13 protein-coding genes and 1 pseudogene are annotated in these 12,576 nt (G+C 36.6%); 4 read left to right on the top strand and 10 right to left on the bottom strand.

Translation table 11 applies throughout. The features are described from left to right. The first annotated feature begins 126 nt into the window (after positions 1-126). From cagZ to cag5, 3 genes are read left to right on the top strand one after another with little or no spacing between them, the layout of a single operon-like run. Positions 127-726, top strand: a complete 600-nt coding sequence (cagZ, locus tag H7O61_RS01890) for a cag pathogenicity island translocation protein CagZ (protein WP_187874982.1) — start codon at positions 127-129, stop codon at positions 724-726. A gap of 4 nt (positions 727-730) precedes the next feature. Beyond that, on the top strand, positions 731-1,723 hold the full coding sequence (virB11, locus tag H7O61_RS01885) for a cag pathogenicity island type IV secretion system ATPase VirB11 (protein WP_000133871.1): 993 nt from the start codon (positions 731-733) through the stop codon (positions 1,721-1,723). A gap of 8 nt (positions 1,724-1,731) precedes the next feature. Continuing rightward, positions 1,732-3,978 (top strand): VirD4 family type IV secretion system ATPase Cag5, encoded by a 2,247-nt coding sequence (gene cag5, locus H7O61_RS01880; protein ID WP_187874981.1) that lies wholly within the window; start codon positions 1,732-1,734, stop codon positions 3,976-3,978. Between the two features lie 9 nt (positions 3,979-3,987). Here cag5 and H7O61_RS07965 read toward each other — a convergent pair whose 3' ends face one another. From H7O61_RS07965 to cag1, 6 genes and pseudogenes are all read right to left on the bottom strand, one after another. Beyond that, positions 3,988-4,113, bottom strand: a complete 126-nt coding sequence (locus H7O61_RS07965) for a hypothetical protein (RefSeq protein ID WP_269434260.1) — start codon at positions 4,111-4,113, stop codon at positions 3,988-3,990. A 345-nt stretch (positions 4,114-4,458) separates the two neighbouring features. Continuing rightward, positions 4,459-4,968: a VirB1 family T4SS lytic transglycosylase Cag4 gene (cag4, locus tag H7O61_RS01875; protein ID WP_024369401.1), complete on the bottom strand. Its 510-nt coding sequence runs from the start codon at positions 4,966-4,968 to the stop codon at positions 4,459-4,461. A 9-nt stretch (positions 4,969-4,977) separates the two neighbouring features. Next, entirely contained in the window at positions 4,978-6,423 is a 1,446-nt protein-coding gene (gene cag3, locus H7O61_RS01870; RefSeq protein WP_187874980.1) for a type IV secretion system outer membrane cap subunit Cag3, read from the bottom strand. Further along, a pseudogene (locus tag H7O61_RS01865) lies at positions 6,416-7,073 on the bottom strand (cag pathogenicity island protein). Before H7O61_RS01865 ends, cag3 begins: the two are co-directional and overlap by 8 nt. Continuing rightward, the gene (locus H7O61_RS08035) at positions 7,042-7,200 is read right to left on the bottom strand and encodes a cag pathogenicity island protein (RefSeq protein ID WP_331459595.1); all 159 of its coding nucleotides are present in this window, start codon (positions 7,198-7,200) and stop codon (positions 7,042-7,044) included. The pseudogene H7O61_RS01865 and the gene H7O61_RS08035 overlap by 32 nt, the downstream one beginning before the upstream one ends. Positions 7,201-7,215: 15 nt before the next feature. Then, entirely contained in the window at positions 7,216-7,563 is a 348-nt protein-coding gene (gene cag1 / locus H7O61_RS01860) for a cag pathogenicity island protein Cag1 (RefSeq protein WP_187874978.1), read from the bottom strand. A 323-nt stretch (positions 7,564-7,886) separates the two neighbouring features. Here cag1 and H7O61_RS01855 point away from each other — a divergent pair, with 323 nt between their 5' ends. Continuing rightward, positions 7,887-8,741 carry an SEL1-like repeat protein gene (locus tag H7O61_RS01855; protein ID WP_187874977.1) on the top strand — a complete coding sequence of 285 codons (855 nt, stop codon included), beginning with the start codon at positions 7,887-7,889 and terminating at the stop codon, positions 8,739-8,741. Positions 8,742-8,806: 65 nt separating this feature from the next. On the opposite strand, the gene csd6 is transcribed toward H7O61_RS01855, so the two are convergent. The 4 genes from csd6 to hslV are packed head-to-tail and all read right to left on the bottom strand — an operon-like array spanning position 8,807 to position 12,574. After that, positions 8,807-9,799: a cell shape-determining L,D-carboxypeptidase Csd6 gene (csd6, locus tag H7O61_RS01850; protein ID WP_187874976.1), complete on the bottom strand. Its 993-nt coding sequence runs from the start codon at positions 9,797-9,799 to the stop codon at positions 8,807-8,809. Next, positions 9,796-10,701 (bottom strand): GTPase Era, encoded by a 906-nt coding sequence (era, locus tag H7O61_RS01845; protein WP_187874975.1) that lies wholly within the window; start codon positions 10,699-10,701, stop codon positions 9,796-9,798. Before era ends, csd6 begins: the two co-directional genes overlap by 4 nt. Beyond that, complete coding sequence (hslU, locus tag H7O61_RS01840) at positions 10,701-12,032, bottom strand: HslU--HslV peptidase ATPase subunit (RefSeq protein WP_187874974.1); 1,332 nt, start codon at positions 12,030-12,032, stop codon at positions 10,701-10,703. The genes era and hslU overlap by 1 nt, the downstream gene beginning before the upstream one ends. Beyond that, on the bottom strand, positions 12,032-12,574 hold the full coding sequence (hslV, locus tag H7O61_RS01835; RefSeq protein ID WP_187874973.1) for an ATP-dependent protease subunit HslV: 543 nt from the start codon (positions 12,572-12,574) through the stop codon (positions 12,032-12,034). The genes hslU and hslV overlap by 1 nt, the downstream gene beginning before the upstream one ends. Positions 12,575-12,576 lie beyond the last annotated feature (2 nt).

The following is a 12,576-nucleotide window of genomic DNA, read 5'->3' as shown; positions in this document are numbered from 1 at the left end:
TATTCATGTTACTAAATATGTTACTAAACTCGGTTCTTTACAAAATAAAAGACAAAACCAACTAGGCTCTTCTAGAGGATATAGTGGCGAAAAAAAACCAAGCAAAAACAATGAAAGGAAACAGCAATGGAACTCGGTTTCAATGAAGCAGAAAGACAAAAGATCTTAGACAGCAACAGCTCTCTTATGAGAAATGCGAATGAAGTAAGGGATAAGTTTATTCAAAATTACGCCACTTCTTTAAAAGATAGCAACGATCCGCAAGATTTTTTGAGAAGAGTTCAAGAATTAAGAATCAATATGCAAAAGAATTTTATTAGTTTTGATGCTTATTACAACTATTTAAACAACCTTGTGTTAGCCAGTTACAATCGTTGCAAACAAGAAAAGACTTTTGCAGAAAGCACGATCAAAAATGAACTAACACTTGGGGAGTTTGTTGTAGAAATTTCTGACAACTTCAATAATTTTATGTGTGATGAAGTGGCAAAAATTTCAGACCTAGTGGCTTCTTATCTGCCAAGAGAGTATTTACCGCCATTCATAGATGGCAATATGATGGGCGTGGCGTTTCAGATTCTAGGGATAGATGATTTTGGAAGGAAGCTCAATGAGATTGTCCAAGATATAGGGACTAAATATATTATTTTGAGCAAAAATAAGACTTATCTCACTTCTTTAGAAAGAGCTAAATTGATAACCCAATTAAAATTAAATTTGGAATAAGAACATGACTGAAGACAGATTGAGTGCAGAAGATAAAAAATTTCTAGAAGTAGAAAGAGCTTTAAAAGAAGCGGCATTAAATCCTTTAAGGCATGCTACTGAAGAACTTTTTGGTGATTTTTTAAAAATGGAAAATATCACTGAGATTTGTTACAATGGGAACAAGGTTGTATGGGTTTTAAAAAATAATGGCGAATGGCAACCATTTGATGTGAGAGACAAGAAAGCCTTTAGTCTATCTCGTTTAATGCATTTTGCTCGGTGTTGTGCAAGTTTTAAGAAAAAAACAATAGACAACTATGAAAATCCTATTTTGAGCAGCAATTTAGCGAATGGTGAAAGGGTGCAAATTGTCCTTTCCCCTGTTACAGTTAATGATGAAACCATTTCCATATCCATAAGGATACCTAGCAAAACAACCTATCCTCATAGCTTCTTTGAAGAACAGGGTTTTTATAATCTACTAGATAACAAAGAACAAGCGATCAGTGCGATTAAAGATGGTATTGCTATCGGTAAGAATGTGATTGTTTGTGGTGGCACAGGAAGCGGTAAAACGACTTATATCAAAAGCATCATGGAGTTTATCCCTAAAGAAGAAAGGATCATATCCATTGAAGACACCGAAGAGATTGTATTCAAACACCACAAGAACTACACACAGCTTTTTTTTGGTGGGAATATCACCTCTGCTGATTGTTTAAAGTCATGTTTGAGAATGCGACCTGATAGAATCATTTTAGGAGAACTCAGAAGCAGTGAGGCATATGATTTTTATAATGTGCTTTGTAGCGGTCATAAAGGCACGCTAACCACTCTACATGCAGGGAGCAGTGAAGAAGCGTTTATTCGTTTAGCCAACATGAGTTCATCTAATAACGCAGCAAGGAATATCAAGTTTGAAAGCCTCATTGAGGGCTTTAAAGATTTAATTGATATGATTGTCCATATCAACCACCACAAACAGTGTGATGAATTTTATATCAAACATAGGTAGTAGGCACAATGGAAGACTTTTTATATAACACCTTATATTTCATAGAGAATTATAAGTTGGTTGTTATTTTTAGTTTCATAGGGTTAATAGCGTTATTTTTTCTCTACAAATTCATAAAAGCTCAAAAAAAGGCTTTTAAAGATAAAGCTAACCAACCTCAAAAGAAAAAAAACTTTAAAGAAATCATTATAGAGGGGCTGAAAGAAAGAGTTAAAACCTTTGGCTTTTGGTTACAAGCTATACTATTATTATCCTATTCTTTTATCACATCAGGGTTATTTTTCTTGATTCTCTTAGGTAATTTTTATGATGACAATAAATTGCCTGAGAGTGATGATGATCTTTTTGATATATGGATCTATGCGATACAAGATTTTCCTGCATACTATTTTAAGGCGCTTTGTTTTAGTTCACTCAAGATTTATGGGTTCAATATATCCTTAGTCGTATATAGTTCTATTTTATGCTCTTATATATTCATTACCTTTTTTGTGTGGTTCTTAAAATACTTAACTCGGACTAGAGACATAGGAGCGAATAAAAAAGTTGATGATCTCTTTGGTAGCGCGAGTTGGGAGAGCGAAGAAAAAATGATCAAAGCTAAACTTATCACACCCAATAATAAAAAACGCGCCTTTGACAAACGAGAGGTTATTGTAGGCAGGCGTGGTTTAGGGGATTTTATCGCTTACGCAGGACAAGCGTTCATTGGCTTGATCGCTCCTACCAGAAGCGGTAAGGGTGTGGGTTTCATCATGCCCAATATGATCAATTATCCTCAAAATATCGTTGTGTTTGACCCTAAGGCTGACACTATGGAAACTTGCGGAAAAATCAGAGAAAAACGCTTCAACCAAAAAGTGTTCATTTATGAACCTTTCTCCTTAAAAACACACCGATTTAATCCTTTCGCTTATGTGGATTTTGGTAATGATGTGGTTTTGACTGAAGACATACTCTCTCAAATTGACACACGCCTAAAAGGTCATGGGATGGTGGCTAGTGGGGGGGATTTTTCCACTCAAATCTTTGGATTGGCAAAGCTCGTGTTCCCTGAAAGACCTAATGAAAAAGATCCTTTTTTTAGCAATCAGGCACGAAATCTTTTTGTCATTAATTGCAATATTTATAGGGATCTCATGTGGACTAAAAAGGGGCTTGAGTTTGTCAAAAGAAAAAAAATCATCATGCCTGAAACCCCCACGATGTTTTTCATAGGTTCTATGGCGAGCGGTATCAACTTGATTGATGAAGACACAAACATGGAAAAAGTTGTGTCTCTGATGGAATTTTTTGGAGGTGAAGAAGATAAGAGTGGCGACAATCTAAGAGTGCTTAGTCCTGCTACTAGAAACATGTGGAACAACTTCAAAACAATGGGTGGTGCTAAAGAAACTTATAGCTCTGTTCAAGGGGTCTATACTTCAGCGTTTGCACCTTACAATAACGCCATGATTAGGAATTTCACGAGCGCTAATGATTTTGATTTCAGGCGTTTGAGGATTGATGAAGTGAGTATTGGCGTGATCGCTAATCCTAAAGAAAGCACTATTGTTGGGCCGATATTAGAGCTGTTTTTCAATGTGATGATTTATAGCAACCTTATTCTGCCAATCCATGATCCACAATGCAAAAGAAGTTGTTTGATGCTTATGGACGAGTTCACGCTCTGTGGCTATTTAGAAACCTTTGTGAAAGCGGTAGGGATTATGGCAGAATACAACATGCGCCCTGCATTTGTGTTTCAAAGTAAGGCGCAACTAGAGAATGACCCCCCACTTGGTTATGGTAGGAATGGCGCTAAGACTATTTTAGACAACCTTTCTTTAAATATGTATTATGGGATTAACAACGATAACTACTATGAACATTTTGAAAAACTTTCTAAGGTGTTGGGGAAATACACCAGGCAAGATGTGAGCCGAAGCATTGATGATAATACCGGTAAGACCAACACTTCTATCAGCAATAAAGAGCGGTTTTTGATGACCCCTGATGAATTGATGACCATGGGCGATGAGCTTATCATTCTAGAAAACACGCTCAAACCCATCAAGTGCCACAAGGCGCTTTACTATGATGATCCATTCTTCACCGATGAACTCATTAAGGTAAGTCCAAGCTTGAGCAAGAAATACAAATTGGGGAAAGTGCCTAATCAGGCAACATTCTATGATGATTTGCAAGCTGCTAAAACTAGAGGTGAATTGAGCTATGATAAATCTTTAGTGCCTGTGGGTTCAAGCGAACTGTGATTTTAATTTCTAATCATTGATTTCGTTTTGGAAATCCTTCAAAATCAGATCAAACGCTTCTTTACTAAAAAAATAATCTTTGTCTTGCATGAAGTGTTTGAGTTTTCCCATATCTTTAATGGAATTTTCACTCATCAAAAGCTTGTGTGTTCTTTGATTTGCTAGCCATCGCTTTTATTGGATTGCTGCATGCGCTAGGTTAAAATTCATCAAGCCATTCTTACAGCACCCATGCTCAGAGAAAATGGTGCGAATTGGAAGAATTCTTACGCTATATGTCTTTATAAGGAAAGCAAAAAGCCTATTCCAAAAAATAAAAAGACAGAATATCTTAACAAAAAGAATCACAATATATTTTAAAAAGATTAAAAGATAATGATGCAAATGATATTATTATAAATTTGTAAGATAGTAGGAGTATACCACCAAGATTGCTTGTAAAAATTATAAAGATTCAAAATAAGTTAGTTCTAGCATGCTTTATTCGTTGTATCGCACTTGAGAATAAATGCAACGAAACTTCTTCACATAAGCGCCATTAGGGTTGTGTTTCATTCCCCCATTGTAAGCGCCTATTGCCATTTCCACTAATTGATACACGCTTTTGTTGGGGTGTTTTTGTTTGTAATAATCAAAATTTTCTTTTAAAATTTGTTTGGCTAATTGGATCGCAAAATCCACATCGTTTAACAATTTGGTTTTGAGGAGCGTTTTAGAATAGGTAGGATAGAATTTTTTAGCGGTGTTTAAAGTGATATGAAACATGGAATAAGAAGTGTCTTTTGTGGAAATTTCGCGCTTGTTGTTCAACCCTAGAGAGCTTTCTAGTAAAGCGATAGAAATAAGCGTTCTGCACACCACTTCATTGTTGCAACCTTTTTGATGGATATGGATAAGATTTTCATACTGCTTGAAACTAATGGTTACCTTTTGGCATGGATAGGCTAAGGAATTAAGAAGCAAAGTCAGACCAATCCATTTCTCAAACAAAACTTTAACTTACTTTGAATCTTTCAGTAACGCTTTTTGTAACTTCTGCTTGTCGTATTTGAGCTTGTCCTTTAGAGGTGAGAGCAGATTTTGAACACTCTCATAACCACACAGCATTCCCTCTTTATAGGGGTCGTTTTTGATTTTTGCATAGAGGCTAATGCCATTAGCGTAACACAAGCCGTTAGACTTGATGTAGTAGCTTTTGATTTCTTCTTCTAAGTTCCTCAAGTCATTAGGGTTGATGGGCGATTTTTTGCTGTAAGAATTTTCACTGATCAAAGTCCCCTCATAGCTTCTTTTGATCGTGGTCTCCTTATCCACTAATAACCCATTATAGTTCTCTTTTTCTTTGACAACTCTCATTGTTTCATCAGAATTACTTGTTTGAGGAGAAACAGGCACTTCCACTACTCTAGGTTTCTTAGCGTTTTTCTTTTTCAACTCTGCTTCTAAAGCTTTTAGTTTCTTTTGATTTTCTAAGTCTTTGAGCTTATATTTAGCCAATTCAGCCTCTTGTTTTTCTTTTTCTGCTAAGAGTTTCTTTTCCCTCTCTTCTTCATTGGCTATGAGTTGGGAGTTAGCGATTAGCTCTTCTATGAGCTTCTCTTTGCTGTTTTCGGGAGCGGTTTGAGTGGCATAAGGTGATGGTTGGGCCTCATTGGCGTTATTTGTCTCTTTTAGTCTATACAAGCTATAAGGAGCAATGATATTGGGTTTTTGAGTAACGCTATCGCTAGTGGGCATAGCTACCATCTCATCTCTTAGGGGCGAACACACTTCATCATCGGGTCTGCAGATCACATCGTTAGCGTAATTGAAATACATTTTCTTTTGTTGTTCAAAAAGCTTATTCTCATCAATTGACGCTCCCTTATCAAGCGTGTGGGCATTAGGATCGCTTCTTTTTGGCACTCTTAAAAAAGTCGCTTGGGCATAAGGCATGTTCTCATTGATTTTTAACACAAACTTAGCGTTGCGTTTGTTGAGCGCTTTTAGAATGTTGTAATACCCATTGACTTGCTCTAATGAGCCTGTGATGATAATCAAATCCGCATAAGTTCCCATTGCTCTTGTTTTGATAATGGGATTTTCTATGGATAAGTAGTTGTTATAATCCAATAGATCCATAGCGTAGAGATAGGTTTTGTCTTTCAAAGCGCTATTACCAAACCAATCCCCAAAGCTTTTGTCATTCACATTCAAGGTGTCGTATATATCAAAAAGCGCTTGAGTTTTTGTGTCATCAACAGAGGCATATTGAGGTTTCTTATTATCAGGGATCTGTCGGCGCTGTTTAGCTTCTTTTTTGAGTCGTTTAGCTTCTTTCTTGGTCTCTTTAGTTTCTTTAGTGGCTTTAATAACCTTATCGGCTTCACTTATTTCTTTAGCATAAAGAGTGTTAGAGATTAGTAAGCCTATGAGCGATACAGCGGTTGCCAGTTTTCTAAACATTAGTTTCCTTTTTTTTTCAGATTGATATAGAGACAAAATTCCCTTGCATTTAAGGTAAGTGATGTAGCTGTAAAAAACTCATTGTTTTTGAAATTCTTTTTTCTTTTCATTAATCTATTGCATTTGGGACATTTAGGATCTTGTGAATCCATACTAGCAGTCCATTTGCACTTATGATAATTTTTACATCCTAAGAAAAAAGAATTTTCTTTAATATTAGCTTTTACACCAGCCAAAATGAAACGCTCAAGGCGTTTGATTTTTTGCTTTTCAATCTTATTAAGCAATTCTTTTTTTTCTTTTTCTAAATCTTTTTTTCGTTCGTTTTGTTTTGCAAGATCGATAAAGTAAAACTTCCTATTGCAATTCTTACAAGCGTAACCTCCCCTACCACTTTCTACTTTTTCCATTATGAGCGTGTTTTCACAATGCAAGCAGACCATTTTCATTGAGCCATTTATTTCTCGTAAAACGCCCTTACAGTCGCCTTTATTTACATAATTAGAGTAACCATAAAATGAGACACCATTCAATTCTCTTTGTATCATTTTAGGTGTGTTACAAACAAGACAAATCAAATATTCTCTGACTCTCTTAATATTAAACTTAGAAAAATTATTACTCACATTGTAACTCGTAGCTAGACTCATATTGCAAATAACTACTCTTAAATCTAAAAAAAGAATTTATAGGTTGCTTGTGTAGGTCATGCAGTGAGTAATAAACCACTAGAACACCTAAATTTGTGAGATTTTCCCTTATTCTTTCTTCAGTCAAAATCGTTGTTTTACCTCAATCTTTAGTTTCTTTAGCTTCAGTTGGTCCGTTGGTAACGCTTGTTGCTTGAGATTTTTGGGTTTCGTTATTGACAGTTGTTGCCACTTTAGGTTGTTTTTTGGACAATTTTTCAATTAATTTCACTAAGTTGATATTAGAAAAAGACAAAAAGATTCCTATTGCGACAAAGATTATCCCAACAATCCCCATAGCACCGCTCAAGACACAACATAAAACCCCTGCTCCAATGAGACCTAATGAATCATAACGCTTATTAGCCAAATTGTTTTTGAAAAAATTTACAAAAGCGTTTGGCTTTTTTGTTTCATGGGTTGCTTCAGTTGTATTGATTGTGTCAGCCATAGTGTTACCTCCATAGATGGTATATTCTCAATTTGTTACTTATGAAACAAATTCATGCTATTATAGCAAAAAATATAAAACCATCTCCCTATTGCTTGTCGCTATTATGTTGTTGTTTGCAATCTAAAAAAGAGATGATATAATAGTAAGTTAGATCGGTTAAGCCCACTCTTTTGTTTGACATTTTTAAGTTTAGCTCTTTTAGTCATGTTCTTTACTTGCAATTATTCAACTGCTATCCATTCAAATTGCTTTGAAAGTTCGCTTGTGATCTAGCTAGAAAGACAAGCTAAAGAATGGCTCAAATTGTAAAAGGACTTGACATGTTTAAAGATTTTTATCGCACCACCCTCTCTTTTTTAAAGCCTTTATTGCTTTTATTGGGTTTATTGTTGCCGTTTTCACTTTGTATAGCTGATGAATATATTAGCATCAGTGATGATTGGGATGAAAGGGCGCGAAATCAGTGGGATGAAATTGCGCGAAATCATAAGACATATTATTTTGAAAATGGTTTAAACCATTTTAATCAAGGCCAATACAAGCAAGCCTTTAAAGATTTTAAATTGGCGCAAGAATACAGCATCGGGCTTGGCAACGTTTATTTAGCCAAAATGTATTTGGAGGGAAAGGGCGTGAAAGTGGATTACAAAAAAGCACAACTCTATGCAAAAAACGCTATCAAAGGGTATGGGAGCGGGTTGTTAGGGGGCGCTTTAATTTTAGGATACATGCAAGCAGAAGGCTTAGGGATGAAAAAGGATTTGAAACAAGCGCTTAAGACTTACAGGCATGTGGTTCGCATATTTTCTAATAAAAGCACAAATTTTGTTAACAAATTTGGATCAAACCTTGCGGAATTTACTAGTATGCTTATTGGATCGCGATTCATTGATCTTTCAGGTTTGAGCGCGAATCCTATAAAATTTGGAAAGAAATTTGGAATACTTGTTAAGAAAGCCCTTCAAATCAAAGATAAGACACTTTCTTGGGAAGACATTGCTGAAATTTCAAGCAATATTATTTTACTCAAACAACAAATGGGGGAGATCCTTTATAGGATTGGGATCGCTTATAAAGAAGGGCTTGGCGTTAGAAAACAAAAAAATAGGGCTAAAAAATTCTTGCAAAAATCCGCAGAATTTGGCTATGAAAAAGCAAGCTCTGTAGTTTTTTAATCAAATTGTAACCAAGCTTTTAAGATTAGAAAAATCCGCTTAAATCGCTCTCATTAAACAAAGCCCTATTTTTCCATTATAATAGAAACTTGATTGTTTTCAATCTCTACATAGAGTTCTTTTTGAGAATTAGAGCTATAAGAGAGCTTGTTTTGCTGGTAGGCTTTGTAATCTTGGTCAAACACCACATAAAACAAGCGTTTGTTCTGGGAGTTGGGGTAAGGGATTACGCTAATAGAAGAAAAAGCGATATTCTTTTTTTCGTTTTTTGCAAACACCCTTTTTTTATACTCTTTAAAAGCGTTGAATTTCATGCCGTCATAGCGAGTGAAGTTGGGGTTATAAAAACGCATGTAGCGTTCAAAATCGCCCCTAGCCCAGGCTTCTTTCCATTGAAAAAGGGAGCTTAAAACCATGCTCAATTCTTCTTTAGTGCTGGGGGAAAACTTGTCTTCATAGGTGATAAGGAACGCTTTTTCGCCTTTTAACGCTTTATCATAAGAGCTTAAAAGCGGGTTTTCAATCGCAATGCAGCCCTTGGTGTTCAATTCATTGCGATCGCCATTTAAAGGCATTCCATGCACCCAAATGCCATGCCCGGTGCGTTTTTTCAAGGTGTCATACAAATTAGGGTAATTCGTTACAAAAGCCAACACGCCATAATATTGATCCAAGCGCTCTAATTTCTGCGTGATACGATACACTCCAATAGGCGTTGCCAAATCGCCCTCTAAAGTTTTATCGCCCTTTTTAGAGCCTACAAGGGCTTTAGAGCTGTTGATTTTTTTAAGCATGTTGCTTTCTATTTCATAAAACTCTAAACTAGGCTTGGATTTATCCGCCACAAATAAAAACTGCTTGTTTTGATAATAGCCAAAATCCGTGTCCTTATTTTGAAGCTCTTCTAACCAAAAAGATTTATCCGCTAAATAAGAATCCAGCTTTTGACCCACCACTTCCAAGCCTTGTTTTTGATAAAGGTGCATGATTTCTAACAAACGATCACTAGCGTTCAATCCCACAAACCCCATTAACAGAGCCGGTAATATTTTTTTCAATCCCTATTCCTTTGATAGATATAGCCCAGTTTTTGCAAGCTCTTTTCTTCCTTGCTCCATGATTTTTGAGCGATCACTTGCAAGTTTAAAAAAACCTTTTTTTCGCCCACTTCTTGCATTTTTAATCGCGCGTTAGTCCCGATGCGTTTGATATTCACCCCGTTTTTGCCTATCACGATTTTTTTTTGGCTTTCTTTTTCTACGATAATGCGTGCATACACCTTGTCTATGCGTTCTTCTTCTATAAATTTATCAATTATCACATCGCTTTCATAAGGGATTTCATCGCTCAAAAAATCAAACAAACTCTCCCTAATGATTTCCTTATAAATATCGCGCATTTTTTCATCGCTCATTAAATCCTTTTCAAAAAGCCATGCGCTAGGGCTTAAATGCTTACTGATGCATTCTAAAAGCGCGTTTAAGTTTTGAGATTTTTTCGCGCTCAAAGGCACTAGAGCTAAAAATTGCGATGAATATTTTTGATACTCTTGTAATTTTTGTAAAACCTGCTTGTGCGTGGCTGTGTCAATCTTACTCAAAGCCAAGATATGGGGTTTTTGGCACAAACTCAAAAACTCTTCATACCCTTTCAAATCATCATGCACAGAAGCCAAAAAAACGCGCAATTCAGCATCGCCCATCGCTTTTAAAGCCTGTGAGAGCATGCACTGGTTGAGTAATTTTTCTTGATGATGGAGTCCTGGTGTGTCTAAAAAAATGATTTGGCTCTCATACCCTTCTTTGTCTTTAAAAGGCACGATGCATTTCATTAATTTTCTGGTCGCGTTAGCCTTATGCGAAACAAGGGCTAAATGAGCGTTTAAAAGAGTGTTTAAAAGAGTGCTTTTTCCAGCGTTTGGTTTGCCTATAAGAGCTACAAAGCCCGCCTTAGTTTTCATTATAAAATATACTTCACTAAATTTTCATCAGCCACTAAATCCTCTAGCTTTGATTGAACCAATTCTTTAGTGATAGTAACATTTTGCCCAGAATAGTCCTCCGCTTCAAAACTAATGTCTTCTAGCACTTTTTCAATGGTGGTGTGCAACCTTCTAGCGCCTATATCTTCGCTTTTTTGATTGGCGTTATAAGAAAGTTTGGCTAACTCTTTGATCGCATTGTCTTCAAACGCAATTCCTACGCCTTCCACTTTTAAAAGGGCTTGGTATTGCTTGATGATAGAGGTTTTAGTTTGGGTTAAAATCATATACATGATTTCTTCGGTTAAACTCTCTAACTCCACCCTTAAAGGGAAACGCCCCTGCAATTCAGGGATGAGATCGCTTGGCTTAGAAAGATGAAAAGCCCCTGCTGCAATGAATAAAATATGATCTGTTTTAATAGGACCATACTTCGTATTCACCACACTCCCCTCTACAATCGGCAACAAATCCCTTTGAACCCCCTCTTTACTGGGATCTTGACGGCCTCCTTCTTTAGAGCTTACAGCGATCTTATCAATTTCATCAATAAAAATCACCCCTGAACTTTCCGCGTGCTTCAAGCCTTCCATTTTAATGGCTTCGCCATCTAAAAGCGTGTCGCTAATTTCTGCTTTTAGGGCTTCTTTAGCCTCTTTAACGCTTAAAGTTTTTTTGACTTTATCCTGTTCTTTATGGAAAAACTTGATCACATTTTCTTGAACCCTTAAAATTTCAGGCGGCACATTAGAATCAATCTCTATGATTTTTTTACGCACTTCAATTTCAATTTCTCGGCTGTCCAACTCGCCTTGCGCGATTCTTTGTTGCATTTTTAAAAGGCTGTTAGCGTATTCTTGTTTTTTTTCTTCGCTCACCCCATTAGGCAAGGGGGGTAGGAGTTTTTTAGCGATTTTTTCTATAACCGCTTCTTCAATCTTGTCTTTTAACTTTTCTTTATGCTCATTTTCCACTAAAAGCACGCTGTTATTGACTAAATCCCTTACCATAGACTCCACATCGCGCCCCACAAAACCCACTTCTGTGTATTTGCTCGCTTCCACTTTCACAAAGGGGAGTTTCATGATTTTTGCTATTCTTCTTGCGATTTCAGTTTTACCCACGCCAGTAGAGCCAATCATTAAAATGTTTTTAGGCGTAATTTCTTCTTGTAAGGATTTTTCTAGTTGCAAACGCCTGTAACGATTCCTAAAAGCGATAGCGATAGACTTTTTAGCTTCCTTTTGCCCAATGATGTATTCATCTAAATAAGCAACAATTTCTCTTGGGGTCATATTCAATTCAGACATTAAAGCTCCAAAATTTTAATATTCGTGTTGGTGTAAATGCAAAGATCCCCTGCAATTTTTAAGGACTCTTCTACAAGTTTTCTAGGTTCTAAATGAGCGAAGTTATCTAAAGCCCTAGCCGCGCTTAAAGCAAAATTTCCCCCACTCCCAATGGCAGCGATCTTATTATCTTCGGCTTCTAAAACATCGCCCGTGCCACTCAAAATAAAAACGTGATCGAAGTTTAAAACGATCATCATCGCTTCCAATCGGCGTAAATACTTATCCTTGCGCCATTCTTTGCTGAAATCCACCACGCTTTTAAACAAATCCCCTTTTTTGCTCTCTAATATGCGTTCAAACATATCAAACAAACTAAAAGCGTCCGCCGTGCTCCCGGCAAACCCGCTTAAAACCTGGTTGTGATACAAGCTCCTGATTTTTGTCGCATTGGCTTTGACTACGCAATTACCCAAAGTTACCTGCCCATCGCCTCCAATGAGCGCGAACTTCTTATTGTCAAATTCCCCTCTATAGCCCAAAATCGTCGTCGCTTCAAACATTT

This window comes from Helicobacter pylori (assembly GCF_014496965.1).
Taxonomy (GTDB): Bacteria; Campylobacterota; Campylobacteria; order Campylobacterales; family Helicobacteraceae; genus Helicobacter; species Helicobacter pylori_CZ.
Note: the sequence above shows the minus strand (reverse complement) of the source record. Positions and strands in the feature narration are given on the sequence as shown.